The 17,860-nt window shown below is 60.6% G+C and carries 14 protein-coding genes and 2 pseudogenes; 7 read left to right on the top strand and 9 right to left on the bottom strand.

Annotated elements, in window-relative coordinates; genetic code table 11:
• Positions 1-109: 109 nt before the first annotated feature.
• The 3 genes and pseudogenes from PMI26_RS32410 to PMI26_RS06395 all read right to left on the bottom strand — a co-directional run.
• Positions 110-547 (bottom strand): annotated as a pseudogene (locus PMI26_RS32410) (methyl-accepting chemotaxis protein); the annotation flags it as partial.
• A 150-nt stretch (positions 548-697) separates the two neighbouring features.
• Positions 698-1,336, bottom strand: a pseudogene (locus PMI26_RS32405) (PAS domain-containing protein); the annotation flags it as partial.
• A 207-nt stretch (positions 1,337-1,543) separates the two neighbouring features.
• The gene (locus PMI26_RS06395; RefSeq protein WP_007978053.1) at positions 1,544-2,857 is read right to left on the bottom strand and encodes an MFS transporter; all 1,314 of its coding nucleotides are present in this window, start codon (positions 2,855-2,857) and stop codon (positions 1,544-1,546) included.
• 200 nt (positions 2,858-3,057) lie between these two features.
• On the opposite strand from PMI26_RS06395, the gene PMI26_RS06400 reads away from it, so the two are divergent.
• The 3 genes from PMI26_RS06400 to PMI26_RS06410 all read left to right on the top strand — a co-directional run bounded on the left by PMI26_RS06400 (position 3,058) and on the right by PMI26_RS06410 (position 6,412).
• Entirely contained in the window at positions 3,058-4,476 is a 1,419-nt protein-coding gene (locus PMI26_RS06400) for a short-chain fatty acid transporter (RefSeq protein ID WP_007978051.1), read from the top strand.
• A gap of 94 nt (positions 4,477-4,570) precedes the next feature.
• A complete protein-coding gene (locus PMI26_RS06405) occupies positions 4,571-5,743 on the top strand; it encodes a hypothetical protein (protein ID WP_007978050.1) in 1,173 nt (390 codons plus the stop codon).
• A 144-nt stretch (positions 5,744-5,887) separates the two neighbouring features.
• On the top strand, positions 5,888-6,412 hold the full coding sequence (locus PMI26_RS06410) for an SET domain-containing protein-lysine N-methyltransferase (RefSeq protein WP_007978049.1): 525 nt from the start codon (positions 5,888-5,890) through the stop codon (positions 6,410-6,412).
• Positions 6,413-6,418: 6 nt separating this feature from the next.
• Here the strand turns inward: PMI26_RS06410 and can are convergent, their stop codons facing one another.
• On the bottom strand, positions 6,419-7,063 hold the full coding sequence (gene can / locus PMI26_RS06415; protein WP_007978048.1) for a carbonate dehydratase: 645 nt from the start codon (positions 7,061-7,063) through the stop codon (positions 6,419-6,421).
• Positions 7,064-7,231: 168 nt separating this feature from the next.
• Here can and PMI26_RS06420 point away from each other — a divergent pair, with 168 nt between their 5' ends.
• Positions 7,232-7,636 carry a hypothetical protein gene (locus PMI26_RS06420; protein ID WP_007978047.1) on the top strand — a complete coding sequence of 135 codons (405 nt, stop codon included), beginning with the start codon at positions 7,232-7,234 and terminating at the stop codon, positions 7,634-7,636.
• Between the two features lie 114 nt (positions 7,637-7,750).
• Here PMI26_RS06420 and rimI read toward each other — a convergent pair whose 3' ends face one another.
• The gene (gene rimI / locus PMI26_RS06425; RefSeq protein ID WP_007978046.1) at positions 7,751-8,203 is read right to left on the bottom strand and encodes a ribosomal protein S18-alanine N-acetyltransferase; all 453 of its coding nucleotides are present in this window, start codon (positions 8,201-8,203) and stop codon (positions 7,751-7,753) included.
• The gene (locus PMI26_RS06430; protein ID WP_007978045.1) at positions 8,196-8,942 is read right to left on the bottom strand and encodes a hypothetical protein; all 747 of its coding nucleotides are present in this window, start codon (positions 8,940-8,942) and stop codon (positions 8,196-8,198) included. The genes rimI and PMI26_RS06430 overlap by 8 nt, the downstream gene beginning before the upstream one ends.
• Before the next feature lie 220 nt (positions 8,943-9,162).
• Here PMI26_RS06430 and mksB point away from each other — a divergent pair, with 220 nt between their 5' ends.
• From mksB to mksF, 3 genes are read left to right on the top strand one after another with little or no spacing between them, the layout of a single operon-like run.
• Complete coding sequence (gene mksB, locus PMI26_RS06435) at positions 9,163-10,443, top strand: Mks condensin complex protein MksB (protein WP_162130293.1); 1,281 nt, start codon at positions 9,163-9,165, stop codon at positions 10,441-10,443.
• Positions 10,433-11,134, top strand: coding sequence for an Mks condensin complex protein MksE (gene mksE, locus PMI26_RS06440; RefSeq protein WP_007978043.1), 702 nt, complete (start codon positions 10,433-10,435; stop codon positions 11,132-11,134). The genes mksB and mksE overlap by 11 nt, the downstream gene beginning before the upstream one ends.
• The gene (gene mksF, locus PMI26_RS06445) at positions 11,131-13,971 is read left to right on the top strand and encodes an Mks condensin complex protein MksF (RefSeq protein ID WP_007978042.1); all 2,841 of its coding nucleotides are present in this window, start codon (positions 11,131-11,133) and stop codon (positions 13,969-13,971) included. The genes mksE and mksF overlap by 4 nt, the downstream gene beginning before the upstream one ends.
• Positions 13,972-14,175: 204 nt before the next feature.
• On the opposite strand, the gene PMI26_RS06450 is transcribed toward mksF, so the two are convergent.
• The 3 genes from PMI26_RS06450 to PMI26_RS06460 are packed head-to-tail and all read right to left on the bottom strand — an operon-like array spanning position 14,176 to position 17,741.
• Complete coding sequence (locus PMI26_RS06450) at positions 14,176-16,479, bottom strand: PqiB family protein (RefSeq protein ID WP_007978041.1); 2,304 nt, start codon at positions 16,477-16,479, stop codon at positions 14,176-14,178.
• Positions 16,472-17,095: a paraquat-inducible protein A gene (locus PMI26_RS06455; protein WP_007978040.1), complete on the bottom strand. Its 624-nt coding sequence runs from the start codon at positions 17,093-17,095 to the stop codon at positions 16,472-16,474. The genes PMI26_RS06450 and PMI26_RS06455 overlap by 8 nt, the downstream gene beginning before the upstream one ends.
• Positions 17,082-17,741: a paraquat-inducible protein A gene (locus PMI26_RS06460; RefSeq protein ID WP_007978039.1), complete on the bottom strand. Its 660-nt coding sequence runs from the start codon at positions 17,739-17,741 to the stop codon at positions 17,082-17,084. Before PMI26_RS06460 ends, PMI26_RS06455 begins: the two co-directional genes overlap by 14 nt.
• Positions 17,742-17,860: the final 119 nt, after the last annotated feature.

The raw sequence follows: 17,860 nt of genomic DNA, 5'->3' as shown, positions 1-17,860 counted from the left end.
GGCTTGCTCGCGAAAGCGTCAGTTCAGTCACAGTTGCGTTGAATGACACACCGCTTTCGTCGGAACGCCGCCCGGAGCAAGCCCGCTCCCACCAAGAGCTGATCACAGGTCAGTTAGTGAGTTGATTGGCAAACTGCCCCACCGCATTGACCACTTTCTGTGCGCCGTCCTGGATCTCGACAATCACCGTGCCCGCTTCCGCCGCCAGTGCCAGGCCCTGTTCGGCCTGGAGTTTGCCATCGGTCATCAATGCCACGGCGTTGCGCGCCATGTCCTGGTTCTGCCGCACCACGAGGACGATTTCGTCGGTGGCCTGGCTGGTGCGCGATGCCAGTTGCCGGACTTCATCTGCCACCACGGCGAAGCCGCGACCCTGCTCGCCCGCACGCGCCGCTTCGATGGCCGCGTTGAGCGCCAGCAGGTTGGTCTGTTCGGCAATGCCGCTGATGGTTTTGACGATGGTGCCGATCACCAGCGACTGCTCGTTCAAGGCTTCGATGCCGTCGCCGGCGGTTTGCATGTGTTTGGCCAGGTCACGCATCACGTCCACGGCCTGGGTCACCACCGCGTTACCGCGCTGGGCGCTTTGGTCGGTTTGCTGCGATGTGCTGTAGGCAATGTTGGCGGCTTCGGCGACGGCCTGTTCCTGATTGACCTGATCGGTAATCACCGTGGCGAACTTCACCACTTTGTAGAGATTATTGTTGGCATCGGTCACCGGGTTGTAGGACGCCTCAAGCCAGACGGTACGACCATGACTGTCGACACGTTTGAAACGGCCAGCCACGTACTCACCCGCGTTCAGGCGACGCCAGAAGTTCTGGTACTCGGCACTGTTGTATTCCTCCGGCTGGCAGAAGGTGCGGTGATGTTTGCCTTTGATCTGCGCCAGGCTGTAACCCATGCCACTGAGGAAGCGGTCGTTGGCGGTCAGCACGTTGCCGTTGAGGTCGAACTCGATCACCGCCGTGGAGCGCACCAGCGCACCGATCAGGTTCTCGTGTTCGCGGGAGGCCTCGATGGTGCGGGTCAGGTCGCTGGAGAAGATCGAGAAACACTTGATCCGACCGTCCGCCGAGCGCACTGGCTGCAGGATCGAACGCAACCAGGCTTCCTGCCCCGTGCCGCGCAACAGGCGTACCGCACCGGCGAAGTGCTCGCCACGGGTCAGCGCGTTCTTGAAGCGCTGCTGGAATTCGTCGAATTTCACGTGTTCCGGGACAAGGTCGTCGATGTGCCGGCCGATCAAGTCGGCGCTCTTGTAATGCATTTCAGCAAGGAAGTTTTGATTGACCGACTGGACACGTCCATCACTGTCGAGGGTCAGCACCAGCATCTCGCTTTCCAGGCTTTCCTTCACTTGCTGGAGGCTGGAGAGTTCTTCACGAAGAGCCAACAGCTCCTGCTTCAAGCGTTTATTGAACATGGGAAAGCACCGATGGACAGGGGTAGAAAGCGATATGCAGCCTAACCATCGGCCTTGGAAACATTTACTTAAGCGTGTTTCAGGTTTGTCCTACAAAAATAGTTACGACGCGCCCGATCAATGCGCGCCAGCGGCAGAACAGCCTGCGATTCTCGGCATCCGCACACCGAAGTACGCCGCACTGCCCACGCCCACCGCGCCCATCACCGCACTGAACATCACGCAAATCCACGGACTCCACGGCATCAGGCCGATCAGCAACAGCGGTGTGATACTCGCCCAGGCGGCATAGGCAATGTTGTAGGTGAACGAGATGCCCGAGACGCGAATCCGCGCCGGGAACAGGCTGACCATCACCGACGGCACCGCGCCGACCACCCCGCAGGCCAGCCCTGCCACGGCGTAAGCCAGGCCGATCCAGTCACCGCCCATGATCAGGCAGCCGTAAAGCACACCGATGCCCAGCGGCAGCAGCAGGCTATAGAGCATCACCGTGCGCCAGGCGCCAATGCGGTCGACCAGCAGCCCCGCGAGCACGCAGCCGATGTTCAGGAACACGATGCCCAGTGCGCTCAAGGCGAAGGTATGGCTGGCGGTCATGCCGAAGGTTTTCTGCATCATGGTCGGGGTAATGACCACGAATACCACCACGGCCGAGGTCAGCACACAGGTGAGAATCATCGCTGGCAAAATGGCCAGCCGATGCTCGCGCAAGACTGTGCGCAGCGGCAGTTCGCCGGCCGCCTCGCGCTGCGCCTGCATGGCCATGAACACCGGGGTTTCGCTGAGCCAGCGACGCAGCCAGACGCCGATCACGCCAAACACGCCGCCGAGCAGGAACGGGTAACGCCAGGCGTAATCGAGAATTTCCGCCTGAGTGAAGGCCTGGGCCAGGAAGGTCGCGGTCAACGCACCGATCAGATAGCCGAAAGTCAGCCCCGCCTGCAGGAACCCCAGGGCATAACCCCGGTGACCGATCGGCGCATGCTCGGCGACGAAAACCCAGGCACTTGGCACTTCGCCGCCCACCGCCGCACCCTGGAGAACACGCAGAACCAGTAGCAACAAGGGGGCGAAATAACCGATTTGCGCATAGGTCGGCATGATCCCGATCAGCAGGCAGGGCAATGCCATCATCAGGATGCTCAGGCTGAAGACTTTCTTGCGCCCCAGGCGATCGGCGAAGTGCGCCATCAGGATGCCGCCCAAAGGTCGCGCCAGGTAACCGGTGACGAAAATCCCGAAGCTTTGCAGCAGGCGCAGCCACTCGGGCATTTCCGGCGGGAAGAACAACTGGCTGAGGGTAAGGGCGAAAAACACGAAAATGATGAAGTCGTAGATTTCCAGCGCCCCGCCGAGGGCGGCAAGCCCCAGGGTCTTGTAGTCCGAGCGGCTGAACGGCGCCGGGCGCGAATCGGTGTTGGCAGTCATGTAAAGAACTCTGGCACAGGCAAAAACCAAGGCGCCCATGGTCTACGCAAACGCGCTGGCGGACAACCCGTTAGACCAAAGTCCCATAGCCACAAATCAGCCCCGCAAAAATCCACGGCTTGAATTAATGTTGGCGTCTGTCCAGACGGGCGGTTACTGCCCCGAAGACCACAACAAACATAAAAATCCGAGGTACTCCCGTGGCCGCTGATATCGAAGATAGCCGCTCCGCCCGCTTTGCCCTGCGCTGTTCAAGTTTTGCCGAACGCTGGTTCCCCGACTCCTGGGTGTTTGCTGCCCTGGCGGTGATTATCGTGGCGGTGGCCACCATGGCCATGGGCGCCAAGCCCACCGACGCCGCCATGGCCTTCGGTGATGGCTTCTGGAGCCTGATCCCCTTCACCATGCAGATGGCCTTCGTGGTGATCGGCGGTTATGTGGTCGCCAGTTCACCGCCGGCGGTGAAACTGATCGACCGCCTGGCGAAAATCCCGAAAAACGGCCGCTCTGCCGTGGCCTGGGTCGCGCTGATCTCGATGGTCGCCTCGTTGCTCAACTGGGGCTTGTCCCTGGTGTTCGGCGGATTGCTGGTGCGCGCCCTCGCCCGCCGCACAGATCTGAAAATGGATTACCGTGCCGCCGGTGCCGCCGCCTACCTGGGGCTCGGTGCCGTGTGGGCCCTGGGCCTGTCGTCATCGGCCGCTCAATTGCAGGCCAACCCGGCCAGCCTGCCACCCTCGATTCTGTCGATCACCGGGGTGATTCCATTCACCCAGACGATCTTTCTCTGGCAGTCCGGCGTGATGTTGCTGGCCCTGATCGTGATTTCGCTGATCATCGCCTACGCCACCGCCCCCGGCCCGAATTCGGCGCGTGACGCCAAGGCCTGTGGTGTCGACCCGAGTTTCAACCTGCCACCGCTGCAACCGCGCACCCGCCCAGGCGAATGGCTGGAACACAGCCCGCTGCTGACGATTCTGCTGGTGTTGCTGGCTGCCGGGTGGTTGTTCCATGAGTTTTCGACCAAACCGGCCATCAGTGCGATTTCCGGGCTGAACACCTACAACTTCCTGTTCATCATGCTCGGTGCCCTGCTGCACTGGCGCCCTCGCAGCTTTCTGGATGCCGTGTCCCGTGCGGTGCCGACCACCACCGGGGTGTTGATCCAGTTCCCGCTGTATGGCTCGATCGCGGCACTGATGACCACGGTCAAAGGCGCCGATGCGCAGACCCTGGCGCATCACATCTCGACCTTCTTCGTCAGCATTGCCTCCCACGATACCTATGCCCTGCTGATGGGCGTGTACTCGGCGATCCTCGGTTTCTTCATTCCGTCCGGTGGCGGCAAGTGGATCATCGAAGCGCCGTACGTGATGCAGGTGGCCAATGACCTGAACTATCACCTGGGATGGGCGGTACAGATCTACAACGCCGCCGAAGCCTTGCCGAACCTGATCAACCCCTTCTACATGCTGCCATTGCTGGGCGTGCTGGGGCTGAAGGCGCGGGACCTGATCGGTTTCTCGTTCGTGCAGTTGCTGGTACACACGCCACTGGTGCTAGTGTTGTTATGGGCACTGGGGACGACGTTGGCGTATTTGCCGCCAGTCATGCCGTAACCTGAAAGAAAGGGGCCGGTATTGATCGGCCCCTTGTTGTTCCGCCCGTCGGTTTCAGTATCTGCTGGTCTAATACGCTGAAAAGGATCTGAGCATGTTCAAACTTGCGGCACTCACCCTCGCAGCCTTCACCCTGAGCACCACCGCCCACGCCGATGTCAATTTGAAGCTGGGCACGACCGAACGCGTTACCCGCCTCTTCGCCTACCCCAACAATTGCAACGTGATCTGCTTTCGCAACTGGACGCTCGAGCAAACCGTCGAGCATTACCTGACCCAGAGCGTGCAGCGCGATGGCTACGGCGATGCGAAGGTTCTGGTCAAAACCGATAACGGTCAGCTCCACGCGCAGATCATCGGCGTGCCCAATAGCTATGAAAAACCTTTGGCAGCACTGCTCGATGCCGGTGACCTGGCCTATAACGGCGCCAGCAAACTGAATGCCGACGGCAAGTGGGCGTATAGCTGGTACCTGTTCCTGCCACTGGGCATGGCCCTGGAGAACCGCAAAAGTGTCGAGCTGCTGCACTTCCCGCCCGACTATTCGTTGACCCAGGCCCAGGATTACCTGAAATCCGCCACCACGGATCGCTGGGCATCGCTGCTCACCGTCAATGGCATCCCGGCCGAGCAGACGCCGGCCTTTCAGACCATCATCGACATCGCCCCTATTGCCGCCCCCTCCAACGCCGGCAAGGACCTGGAGGGCGTCTACAGCTACTTCAACGAGTACCAGACCACCATGGTCAGGAACCTCAGCCTGCACGCCAGCGGTGAAACATTGCCGATGGTCGCCTTCGGCTCACCGGTGCGTGACTGGATCAAGCAACAATACGGGGCGACCGTGAATGTGCTGGGGCTGGCGACGATCAGCCCGAGTGACGGGGTGAAAGTGCGGGTGCTGGGCTCTAACCACCCAAGCTACATCTGGTATGCCGCCGATCCGGCAAGCTACACCGGCAACGATGCCAAGGCCAAGGCCGATGCGGCGGGGCTGAAAGTCATGGGCCAGGATTTGAGTGCCGCCTGCTGGCAGGCGGTCATGGGCCGCCAACCGGACAGCAATGCCGATATCGAGCTGAAAACCTGCACACAAACCTGGCAAGTGGCCGAGAAGGAAAAAACCTGTGCGCTGTTCTACACCTCGATTCGCAACCTGACGCCGGGACAGGCGGCGGCCAAATGCTCGACAGCAGCGATCCAGTTGCAGCTCAAACAGCTCAAGGCACCCGCACCGGCCACCGCCCTGCCCGCGCCACCGCTGTAAACCGACTATCGGCAGTCAACCTGTCAGTTATGACAGTAGACCGCCCGCGATATCTGCGAGAGGCTTGGGCTGTACCCATGTGCTGCAGCGCTGACTGGACCGTCAGCGGATGGATGTCGCAGCACCCAGCCGACAGGGATCGTTATGAAAGCCGATGCACTGCGCAAGTCTCTCGCGTCACCGCCGCAGGGTATTTACCCATTTGTGGAGCTACCCCTGCACCTCGGATATCCATCCCAGGCCGATTTCGAGATTCTTTCGAACGACCAGGGCACGCCCATGGCCGCGGCAGCGTTGCGCGAGTTCCCCCGCATAAGCCGGATCTGCCGGGTATCGGGGCATCTGCTGCCCTGTCGTGGCCGACATACCCGACAACTGGCCCGCGATATTCATGTCCATGACCCGCATTTCTGTGGGCTGCTGCGCCACTCTTGCGACCCGAACGTATTTCTCGACATGAGTGAGCTGTGGTTGTGGGCGCTCAAAGACATTCAGAAAGGTGACCGGCTGTCGATGGATTACGCCGCCACGGAAGACCAACTGCTGCGCCAGTTCGCCTGCCGCTGCGGTTCGTACAACTGCCGGGGCTGGATCACCGGCTTCGATGAAGCGCCGAACGCCGACGGCCAGCTGTTTTTGCAACAGTGGCGTCGGCAAAGTCCGCGCTGAAGGGTTTTACAGGGGTTCGAACGGACGCAGGCGGTACTGCGGCGGCAATTGCTCGAAGCCGCTGATGGTAGCGTTCAGGCTCTTCCAGCGACCGTCCTTGATACCGTAGATGCAGCCATGGATCGACAGGCTCTGCCCACGGTGCCAGGCGTTTTGCACAATGCTGGTGTGCCCGACGTTGGCCACCTGCTGGATCACGTTGAGTTCGCAGAGACGGTCGACCCGCTCTTCTTCGGTAGCCAGTTTGGCGAGTTCTTCGCGCTTTTCGTAATACAGGTCGCGAATCGAGCGCAGCCAGCCGTCGATCAGGCCGAACTGGCGATCCTGCATCGAGGCGCGCACGCCGCCGCAGCCATAGTGGCCGGTGACGAGGATATGCTTGACCTTGAGTACGTCGACCGCGTACTGAATCACCGACAGGCAGTTGAGGTCGGTGTGCAGCACGACGTTGGCCACATTACGGTGTACGAACAGATCGCCCGGCAGCATGCCAACGATCTCGTTGGCCGGCACCCGGGCATCGGAACAACCGATCCACAGGAACTCCGGGGTCTGTTGACGGGCCAGCTTGGCGAAGAAGTCAGGATCTTCCTCCTTGATCGCAGCGGCCCAACGCTCGTTGTTATCAATCAGATCTTGTAATTCGTTCATGCTTTGAAGCCTCAAGAATGATGCGCAGCTTTGACTGACAACCGTCCGTCGGGGTCACGCGCGAAATGCGGATACTCTCCTGATCCGGTACTCGGGGCTCCATGCCGGTGGAATTCTCGGTAGCCACGTGGGTCAACCGTAGTAAGGCCTACAGTATGAGGAATTGCCATGAATGATTCACGACGTCCGTACGATGCGGTGCAACCGGAACCCGTCGATGATAACGAAGACCGCATGGGTTCGGTGCGTGAGCTGGATTTCGACACCGAAGAACCCAGCGCCAGGATTGGTGACGAACTGCCGGAAAACGAGCGCGAACAACTGATGCCGCCCCGCCGCGGACGTGAAGCAGGCCTGACGGGCGCCTCGACCGGCGATCATCAACCTACCGACGACGACCTGAGCCCGGAAACCCTGATCCGTGAAGACGGCGCCCGGGATGCCCAGGAGGCGGGCAATGATAATCGCGCGGATTGGGACCTGAGCATCGTCGATGAGGATGACATTGGCGGTGGCAATGGCCTGGATGAGGCGGAAATGGCGCGGCGCGATCCGATGGACGGCAAGCGATAGTTTTTAAGTGCCTGTTCAGCCGCCTTCGCGAGCAAGCCCGCTCCCACAGGGGGAATGCATTCAAAATGTGGGAGCGGGCTTGCTCCGGGCGGCGATCCGACGAAGCTTTTAAGCTCAATCGACCAATGTGCAGGCCATGACCACCGCATCTTCGCGACCGCCCACCGCCGGGTAGTAATCCCGGCGCCGGCCGATTTCGTTGAAACCATAACGCTCGTACAGTTTGAACGCCGCGGTATTGCTGTCGCGCACTTCCAGGAAACACTCCCGGGCGTCGGCCTTGTAGGCAATCGACATCAAATGCTCCAGCAATGTCAGCCCCAGGCCGCGGCCCTGGTTTTCCGGCTTGACCGTGATGTTCAGCAGGTGCGCCTCGTCGAGGATGATCTGCACCACACCGTGGCCCACCTGTTGCTGGCCTTCGAACATCAGCCAGATCTGGTACTTGCCCAGGCCGTCGAGGAAAATCCCGCGGGTCCAGGGATGGCTATAGGCCGCGTACTCGATTTTCAGCACGGTTTCCAGGTCCGCCTCGGTCATCGGGCGAAACGATACAGCGTCACTCATTCGATTCTTTCCAGCGCGCCATCAGCCGACGCATGGCTTGCCAGACATCAGCCTTACGCTGTGGCTCTTCCATTAATAATTCCAGGCCCGGTACCGCCCAGGCCGAGCCCAGGCCTTCGATCTGCAACTCGCGATTGAACGCCTCGGCATCCGCTTCGCCGGCAAAACGCACGGCGGGCAGGCCGATCAGCCACAGGCAGGCGCAGGGTGTTTCTTCCATGCGCACCGAGAGAAAACCTTGCACGAAGTCGCGGGCCGCTTCCGGGCCCTGGTCCATCGTGCCACGCACCAGCAGCGGCCAGCGCACCGGCTCGCCGACGATCTGCGGGCTGTCCGGCAGACCGGCGGCGCGCAGCATGTCCTTGAGCAGCAGATAAGCAGGGTCACGGGTCTGGAAGGATTCGCCTGTGGGTAACTCCACCAGCAGCAGGCAGCGCCCGGCCCGCAGCAACTGCAGGGCGAAACGCGGCGGCGGCACGACCGGCGCCTTGACCACGACGGGTGCCTCTTCGACTTCTTCCACCGGTTTGGCACCGGTGCGGGTGCTCGCCAGCGATGGTCGCGGCACCTCGATCTTCACCCGCTCGGCCGGCTTGACCACAGGCGCCACGGGCGTCTCAGCCACGACAGCCGGCACGACAGGCGCGACCACGGCCGGCTCGGGTATCTCCAGCAGCTCGGGCCGTGACGGCGCAGCAAAGGGCAATTCGGTGCGCGGCAGCCAGTTGACCACCTGCATGGCGTTCAAATAAGCGCGACGACGGGACTCGATAAGCAAAGGTCGGCCACTTGTGGATAACTAAAGTGCGCTGATTCTACCGCCGTTCGCACAAGATCGCGCGCTGTTGATCGATAGACTTCACGGACAGAAAAAACAACAGCCCGTCCCGAGAGTGAATCGCATTGCCCCCGATGCAGTACAATCGCTGCTTTTAATCGCCAACCAGCCGGCCATTCCGATGATCGAACCCAAGCGCGTCTTGCGCGCCCTCGCTGAACACTGGGCACTTCTGGAGCCACTGTGCGAGCACTTCGACCAAGGCACACTGAGCCTCAACGAACTGCGCACGCAACTGGCCGCCCAGCAACTCGACAGCACGCCGCAGGACATTACCAGCCTGCTCGACGTGTGGATTCGCCTCGATATCCTGGTTCCCGTGGCCAAAAGCCCGAACCGTTTCGAGCTCAATGCGCAGATTCACGACTTCCTCGCCTATCTGCGCCGTGAACACCGCCTGGGCCTGTGCCTGGAGATCGAAGCCTACCTGCGCCACCTTGAGCGCCTGGCCGGCTATATCCAGGACGCATTCGACATCCGCGACGGTAATGACCTGGCCCGCCAGTTGCGCCTGCTCGACATGCGCGTGCGTGACGTGCTGAAAAAACTCGATAACGACGAACAGGCACTGGTGGCCGTCGCCGAACGGGCGAAAACCAGCGACCGGCAGATTCCGTTGCGCCAGCGTTATGCGGAAGTGCTGGCGACCTGGGACGAATACGTCGAGCCGATGATTGATCTGGTGAACGCCGACGGCGCCTTCGAACAAGGCGTGCGCAAGGTCGAAACCGTGCTGCTGAAGATGCTCAGCGAACAGCAGCGCCTCGGCCACCTGGTCGACGACGACATGCTGCTGCGCACCCACGCGCGCATCCTCGAAATGCAGACCAGCGCCCAACTGACCCTGCGTCATGCCCGCGAGCTGCTCTTGCCGTTGCGTGAAGAGGCCCGCCGGCACAATGCCGTGACCCGTGGCGCCGCGCTGGCCCTGGCCGCCATCCGGCGCAAGGGCATCGACGCCGTACCACAAGCGGCGATGCCACTGTTCACACGGCCGCAAAGCACGTTCCTCGGCAGCGCCAGTCAGGTTGAAGCCTACGTCTACGCGCTGGCGCGTTTCGAACCGAAACCGGCGCGTTTCCCCAAGGCGCACAAGACCCACAAGGGCGGCGATGCACCACGCGCGCCTCGCACGGTTCGGGAAATGCTCGAGCGCTGCGAAGACGCCCTGCCGATGCCGGACCTGATGACCTGGTTGCTGGAGCAGGAACCGGACGGCGCCACCGACGAATTGCTGTACTGGTTCTCGCGCCTGTCGCGGGAAAAACGCTTCAAGCGCGAGCGTCTGGAACGTCGCGAATACCATACTCACGAGCACCAGGTCAGCCTGCGCTCCTTCGCCCTGCTCTCGGTCAGCGATGACGCCACCGAGAATTCTGCGAGCACTCCTTATGCATCTTGATCTATCCGAACTGTCCCATCTGGCGCCGATCTTTCGCGAGCTGTTCAAGGGTTACCACGTCAGCCGCCGCGATCCGGAGCTGTACGCACAGTTATCGAACTTTCAGGACCAATACCGCACGCTGTTCAAGGCACTGGGCTTTGAACTGGTCTGCGACACCCGCGGCTTCTACTACTTCGTGCCGGACCTCGCGGCAGCGGCGGTGAACAAGACCGCCCAGCGCCTGGCGCTGTTCACCTTCATCCTCGTCGAGCACCTGGCCGACCAGGGCCGCGACCCGATCTCCGTGCTCGACGGCGGCAGCCTCGGCCGCGATGAGCTGCCGTCGCTGCTGGAAAAATACCGCGACCTGTTCATCCAGGCCGAAGTGCAGACCCAGGACGAGCTGGAAGAAAAGATCATGCGCCGCATGACCCAGCTCGGTTTTGCCAGTGAAGAAAACGGCGTCTACCGTTTCCTGCCGCCGATGCACCGTTTCCTCGATGTGTGCCTGTCGGTGCAGCAGGACCGCGATCTGGCCGCCAGCCTGCACAGCGTCCTGCCATTGCCGGTGCCGGTGCTGATCGACGAAGACAGCGACGAAAAACTGCTGCAGACCGACGACCCGCTCGACTTGAGCGAATTCGAAAGTGAAAGCGAAGAAGACGCCCTGGCCCGGGCCATTGCCGAAGAACAGGAGCTCGACGCATGAGCAAGGAACGTTACGGCATCCGCCGCTTTGCCCTTTTGAACACCGCCGGCTACAGCCTCGGCCTGTTCCCGCTGGAAGAGCCGCTGTCTGTGTACGGCGCGAACAACCTCGGTAAATCCGCCTCGATCAACGCCTTGCAGTTCCCGATCCTGGCGCGCATGTCGGACATGAGCTTCGGCAAGTACAGCCTGGAACAATCCCGGCGCTTCTACTTCGCCTCGGACACCAGCTACATCCTGGTCGAAGTCAACCTGCCCCACGGTCCGCATGTGATCGGCGTGGTCGGTCGCGGCCCCGGTGGTGGTTTCGGTCACCAGTTCTTTGCCTACGCCGGCAAGCTGGACCTGGCCCACTATCAGAAAAACGACACCTGCCTGCGTCAGAAAGAGCTGTTCACCAACCTTGAGCGCGAAGGCCTGAAAGCCTACGAACTCAAGCCGGACGAACTGCGCCGCTTGCTGGTCGGTGGCCACACCTCGATCCCGCTGGACCTGACGCTGATCCCGCTGCGCTCCACCAGCGAGCAGAGCCTGAAGACCTTCCGCGCACTGTTCATCAACCTGCTGCACATGCGCGAAATCACCGCGGCCAAACTCAAGCAGCTGTTCCTCGATGCCTTCGAACACAGTCTGCGATCCGGCAGCGTCGATTACATTGCCGCGTGCGAAGAAGCCTTCCGCGATGTACGACGCATGGAGCAGGACTACAACTCGCTGGTCGCGGCCGGTCCGTTGGTCGAAGCGCTGGCCAACGGCGTGAAGCAACGCGACATCCTGCGCGGCAAACTGCACCGCATCTCGCCGCTGCTCGATTCGTTGCTGGGCACCTGGTCGGACTACGCCAGTGCGCGCAAGGAAGAGCTGACCATTCAGGCCGAGCACTACCGCAACGAGCAGGACGCCCTGCAGAACGATCAGCGCGGTGGCACTCAGGAACTGATGCGCCTGGAACGGGAAATCACCGGCATCCAGCGCTGGCTCGGCGAATTGTCGGTGCTCAAGCATCGCTTTGCCCTGGTCGATGACGTCAAGGTGCTGGAGCAACAACTGCTGGCCGCCAAGGACGCCCACGATGAACTGGCCGGCGCCTTGGCGCAGTCTCGTCAGTTCAGCGCCGAAGACCTCGACGAGCGTTTGCGCGACCTGGAAAAACGCCTGAAGTCAGTCAAGCAGCAACTCGATCACGCCGACAACAACAGCTACGCCCGCCTGCGCGAAGAATTCTCGCAGCAGGACGTCGAGCGCCTGATGCGCCTGTTCAACAGCGCGCTGTTCAGCCTGCCGCTGGGCGAACATGGCATCACCCTCGACGAAAACGGCGACTGGGTGAAATCCGTGGAGCTGATCCTCGACGGCTTCAAAGGCGAACGCTTCGAAGTGCCGGGCCTGTCCATCGACGTCTCGCACATCGAACCACCGGCCTTGCAGGCCCTGGCTGACCGTGCAGCCCTGCGCGACCAGAAAGAACGCCTGGAAAAAGAACTCAAGCAACTGAAAACCCAGCAAGCCGTGGCTGCCGACCGCGCCGCGAGCAAGACCCAGACCGAAGTGCTGTACCAGCAAGTGCTGGATGCGCAGAAAGCCCTGGAAGATTTCCGTCGCGCGCAAACCCTGAGCGCCGAGGAAGGCGACAAGCTGGAACAGATGGCTCAGATGGAAGCCGCACAGGACGAATTGAAGCGTTCCAGCGATGCCTTTACCGAGCGCGTCCAGCAACTGTCGGCCAAGCTGCAATTGGTCGGCCGGCAGATCGGCGACATGGAAGCCAAGCAACGCACCCTCGACGACGCCCTGCGCCGCCGTCAGTTGCTGCCGGCGGACCTGCCGTTCGGCACGCCGTTCATGGACCCGATCGACGACTCCATGGACAACCTGCTGCCGCTGCTCAACGACTATCAGGACAGCTGGCAAGGTCTGCTGCGCGCCGACGGCCAGATCGAAGCGCTGTACGCTCAGGTGCGCCTCAAGGGCGTGGCCAAGTTCGACAGCGAAGACGATATGGAGCGTCGCCTGCAACTGTTGATCAACGCCTATGCCCACCGCACCGACGAAGCCCTGACCCTGGGCAAGGCTCGCCGTGCCGCCGTGACGGACATCGCCCGGACCCTGCGCAACATCCGCAGCGACTACGACAGCCTCGAACACCAGTTGGCGCTGTTCAACCGCGAAATCAACAAACGCCAGGTCTCCAACCTGCAAAGCTTCCGCATCGTGCTCGCGCCGAACAAGGAAGCGCTCAAGCACATCGACCAGATCATCCACAGCGCCGGTCAGTACGAGGAAGGCGAAACCCTGTCGGTCTTCGACCTCAGCCAAAGTGCAGAGCAGGACAACAAGAACGAAGAGGCCAAGGAATACCTCGCGCGACTGGTGGCGGCGAACCACAACCAGCTCGGCCTCAAGGACTTGTTCGAGCTGGCGTTCGAGATCACCAAGGTCAACGGCCAACCGGTGATCCACACCGACATCGACGGCGCCGCGTCCAACGGCACCACCATGACCATCAAGGCGCTGACCAACATGTACTTGTTGCTGCACTTGATGGACCGTGACCAGGCCGGTCGTGTACGCCTGCCGTACTACCTCGACGAGGCGGCGGACATCGATGAGAAGAACCAGGCCGCATTGCTGGAAACCAGCCTGCAACTGGGCTTCGTGCCGATCCTGGCGAGCGTGAAGCCGCAGGTCTGCGCCAGTGTCGCCATCGACCTGGAAGGCGGCAGCGGCCCGGCCGGCATCTACATCGACGAGGCGGACTGGAAGTACATCCGTCGTCACGATCAGGTGAAGGCGACGGTCAATGAACAAGCGGATGAACCGGAGCTGGATGCGGTCTGACGCTTGAATCGAAGGCAATAAAAAAGGCCGCGGTCCAATGGATCGCGGCCTTTTTCATAGGTGTGTCAGTTAACTTTGCAGCGAACTCCAGGGCCTCTTCGCGGGCAAGCCCGCTCCCACACTTGATCGCATTTCTTCAGGAACAACCCAGCCCCCTGTGGGAGCGGGCTTGCCCGCGAAGGCGTCATCACTGACACCAGAAAACTACTTGCCGAGCGAAATCTTCGGCGCCCAGCCCAGCCATTCCTCTTCGAACTTGTCGAACAAAGCGAACGTCTGCTCCGGTCGCGCCGGGCTGCCCATGCGCTCGCCGTCCGGTGTAGCGAAGGCAACACCGCCCTGAATCATCGTCTCCAGGGATTCAGTGCGCACCGTTGCCCCCCTGAACAGTCCAACATCGAAGTCGAAACCGCTGGTGTTCCAGAACCGTGTGCCGCTACGCACCAGTGGCGCGTACTTCGGCTCGATCAGGATATGGATCAGGACACGATCAGCGGTCTGCCCCAGTTCATAACCCGTTACCTTGCCCACCGTGATTTCGCGATACGTCACCGGCACACCGGCCTTCAGCGAACCGCGACGAGCGGCGCTCAACACCAGACTCAAACCGTCTTCACGCTTTACAGCTTCAGGTGGACTGGCCAGTGCCATGAAGCTTTTCTGCGGTCCCAGATTCTTGGCAGCTGGCAGCACTTCGATGTATTGCCCGGTCACCAGGGTTTCAAGGTTCGATGTCTTGATCAGCCCCAGTTCAGGCTTGACCACCCAGAACTGACTGCCGACCCGGGCGATGCGCTCCGGCACTTCGGTAATCCGCGCGGTCAGCAGCACCGATTGCAGGTCGTCACTCAGGTCAACGTCCTCGATCTTGCCGACATCCAGGCCCTTGAAGCGAATCGGCGTGCCCGTACGCAAGCCATCGGCGCGATCGACCTTGATGGTAATCACCTCGCCCTTTTGCGTGGCGTCGTCATGGCTGGCGAACAAGCGGAAACGTGGAATGCGCTTTTGTAGCGGTGCCTTGGCTTCCGGGGTTTCAAAGGCGATACCGCCGGCCATCAGGCTTTGCAGCGATTCACTCTTGACTTGAATGCCACCGGTCAGTCCACCCGAGAGCGTGATGCCGCTGGCATTCCAGAAGCGCGTCGAGGCGTTGACCAGGTCCTCGTATTCCTTCTCGATATGCACGCCGATGATCAATTGCTTTTTGGTGCGCGAGAACTGATAGCTCTGTACCGAACCGACTTTGACCTGCTTGTAGAGAACCGGGCTGCCGACTTCCAGCGAGCCAAGGTTTTCAGTGAACAACACCAGGTGCAGGCCCGGCGCACGCAGGTCCAGGGGTGGAGCCTTGGGCCGCGCCACGAATTCGCGTTGCGGTGCGGCACCCTTGTCGCCAGGACGCACAGCGATGTAGTTACCTTTGACGAGCGCCTCGAGCCCGGTAATCCCGGCGAGAGAAATCGACGGCTTGACCACCCAGAACTGCGTACCGTCGACCAGGTAATCTTCGGCCAACGGGTCCATCGTCAACTCGGCGGTGGCCCCGGACAGGTCAGGATCGACCTTCAGCGCCTTGAGATTGCCGACCTGAATGCCTTTGTACATCACCGGCGTACGACCGGCCTGCAAGCCCTCGAAGTCGCTGAGCTTGACCTTGATCCGGATACCGGCCGCCGCTGCATCGAAGTCTTCATAGAGTCTGAACGGCAGGCTTGGGTCGGTAGGCGGGCTTTCCTTACGGTTTTCGGGTGTAGCGAACGCAATACCACCGGCGACAATGCTGGCCAGGGATTCACTGCGAATCTTCACCCCCGAAAGATTGGCGTCGATGCTGATGCCGCTGGCATTCCAGAAACGTGTGTGTTTGCGCACCAGTTTGGCGTAAGTCGGCTCGATGAAGACCTTGAGCTCGACGGTGCTCTGGTCTTCGGACAACACATAGCTTTTGATCTGGCCCACTTTGATCTGTTTGTAAAACACCGGACTGCCACGGTTCAGCGAGCCCAGGCGGTCAGCCTTGATGGTCAGGTGCAGACCGGGCTGGGCATCGGATAGCGGCGGTTCCTGGGCCAGGGCTTTGAACTTGCGAACCGGTTCACCCTCGCCCGGACTGATCGCAACGTAGTTGCCCGAAACCAGCGTCTCAAGACCGGTAATCCCTGCCAACGTCACGCTCGGCTTGACCAGCCAGAAACGCGTGCTGGTGCGCAGGTATTGCTCCACGTCCTTGTTCATTTCGATGCTGGCGATCACGCCTTTGGAACTGCCTTCGTCATCCAGCTTGAGGCTCTTTACCTTGCCGACCGGCATGCCTTTATAGACAACTTCGGTCTTGTTGGCCTGAATGCCTTCGCCGCTTTCAAAGCGTACCTGAATCTCGATACCGGTCTCGTTATAGGCACGCCAGCCGAGCCAGCCGCCGATGATCAGGGCGATCAGGGGCAACACCCAAATGGCAGACCAGTTCGAAGCCGGTCGGGTTTTCGCTACAGGCAAATCAGTCATGGTCGTCGTCCGACTCCGTGTTATCCCAAATCAGTCGGGGATCAAAAGTTACTGCGGCAAGCATCGTCAGGATCACCACCGAGGCGAAGGCGATGGCGCCAAGATTGGCTTCGATGCTGGCAAGCCGCCCAAAATTCACGACCGCCACGAGGATGGCAATCACAAAGATATCGAGCATCGACCAGCGGCCGATGAATTCAATGAAACGGTACATCCAGATACGCTGGCGAGCCGAAAGGGGCTGACGGCGCTGCACGGAAAACAGCAGCAGAGCAATGCCCACCAGCTTGAACGTGGGCACCACGATACTGGCGATAAACACCACGGCCGCAATGGGGAACATGCCGTAGTGCACCAACTCGACCACACCCGCCATGATCGTGCTGGGCGATCCTTTGCCGAGGGAGTTCACGGTCATGATCGGCAACAAATTGGCCGGTATGTAAAGAATGGCGGCGGTAATCAGCAATGCCCAGGTGCGCACCAGGCTATTCGGGCTGCGTGCATGCACCAACGCTCCGCAGCGTGTACAGACCTGCTCGTCGGTATCAGCTTCCTGCCTGTTCAATTCATGACATTCCTTGCAAATCAGAATGCCTGCATCAATCGCCCGCATGGGCATCCTCTCCTGATAACGCTTGCCAGATCTGGTGAGGCGACATTACGACCTCCAACCAGACTTGAATCAGCAATAAACCAATGAAGCACGCCAGGCCGAGGCCGACGGTGATGGCTGCCATATCTGCCAGTTTGACGATCGCCACCAGCACGCCCATGAAGTAAACCTCGAGCATCCCCCATTCGCGAATATGGTGATAAATGCGATAGAGCAACAAACCGTAGCTGCGCCCGACATCAAAACGAATACTCAACAATACGGCCAGTTGGCACAGCAGCTTGAGCAGCGGGATCCCCATGCTGCACAGGAATACAATCACTGAAACGCTTTGCATGCCCGTATCAAAAAGGGCGACAACGCCGCTCCAGACAGTGTCTTGCGAAGACTGCCCGAGTAGATTGAGCTGCATGATGGGTAAAAAGTTCGCCGGAATAAACAACAACAAGGCGGCTATGACCAGGGCGAGACTGCGCTGTACGACGTTGTACCGATTGGCATAAAGCTCGTAGCCACAGCGCGGGCACAGGGCCTTTTCGCCATGGGCGAGTGCTGGTTTGCGCATGAGCAAGTCGCACTCATGGCAGGCAACCAGATCTTCCAGTGGTAATTCTGACAGCTCGTTGGCGTCAACCGAATCCGGCATAAGCGCTCTGACTCTGAAAAAGTTGGACCTATTCTAGTGTCCCGGGACAAAAATAACTGCGCCAATTTGTGCTCGATTGAGCGCGCTTTTTCTACGCCAAAAACAAAACCCCAACTGCT

Source organism: Pseudomonas sp. GM33, assembly GCF_000282295.1.
Lineage (GTDB): Bacteria > Pseudomonadota > Gammaproteobacteria > Pseudomonadales > Pseudomonadaceae > Aquipseudomonas > Aquipseudomonas laurylsulfatiphila.
This window is presented reverse-complemented; position numbering and strand designations above follow the sequence as displayed.

What these genes read in the sequence shown, in the direction of transcription:
- PMI26_RS06395 (WP_007978053.1), bottom strand. Translation starts at nt 2,857, where the DNA reads ATGACTGCCAACACCGATTCGCGCCCGGCGCCGTTCAGCCGCTCGGAC.
- PMI26_RS06405 (WP_007978050.1), top strand. Translation starts at nt 4,571, where the DNA reads ATGTTCAAACTTGCGGCACTCACCCTCGCAGCCTTCACCCTGAGCACC.
- PMI26_RS06410 (WP_007978049.1), top strand. Translation starts at nt 5,888, where the DNA reads ATGAAAGCCGATGCACTGCGCAAGTCTCTCGCGTCACCGCCGCAGGGT.
- can (WP_007978048.1), bottom strand. Translation starts at nt 7,063, where the DNA reads ATGAACGAATTACAAGATCTGATTGATAACAACGAGCGTTGGGCCGCT.
- PMI26_RS06420 (WP_007978047.1), top strand. Translation starts at nt 7,232, where the DNA reads ATGAATGATTCACGACGTCCGTACGATGCGGTGCAACCGGAACCCGTC.
- rimI (WP_007978046.1), bottom strand. Translation starts at nt 8,203, where the DNA reads ATGAGTGACGCTGTATCGTTTCGCCCGATGACCGAGGCGGACCTGGAA.
- PMI26_RS06430 (WP_007978045.1), bottom strand. Translation starts at nt 8,942, where the DNA reads ATGCAGGTGGTCAACTGGCTGCCGCGCACCGAATTGCCCTTTGCTGCG.
- mksB (WP_162130293.1), top strand. Translation starts at nt 9,163, where the DNA reads ATGATCGAACCCAAGCGCGTCTTGCGCGCCCTCGCTGAACACTGGGCA.
- mksE (WP_007978043.1), top strand. Translation starts at nt 10,433, where the DNA reads ATGCATCTTGATCTATCCGAACTGTCCCATCTGGCGCCGATCTTTCGC.
- mksF (WP_007978042.1), top strand. Translation starts at nt 11,131, where the DNA reads ATGAGCAAGGAACGTTACGGCATCCGCCGCTTTGCCCTTTTGAACACC.
- PMI26_RS06450 (WP_007978041.1), bottom strand. Translation starts at nt 16,479, where the DNA reads ATGACTGATTTGCCTGTAGCGAAAACCCGACCGGCTTCGAACTGGTCT.
- PMI26_RS06455 (WP_007978040.1), bottom strand. Translation starts at nt 17,095, where the DNA reads ATGCGGGCGATTGATGCAGGCATTCTGATTTGCAAGGAATGTCATGAA.
- PMI26_RS06460 (WP_007978039.1), bottom strand. Translation starts at nt 17,741, where the DNA reads ATGCCGGATTCGGTTGACGCCAACGAGCTGTCAGAATTACCACTGGAA.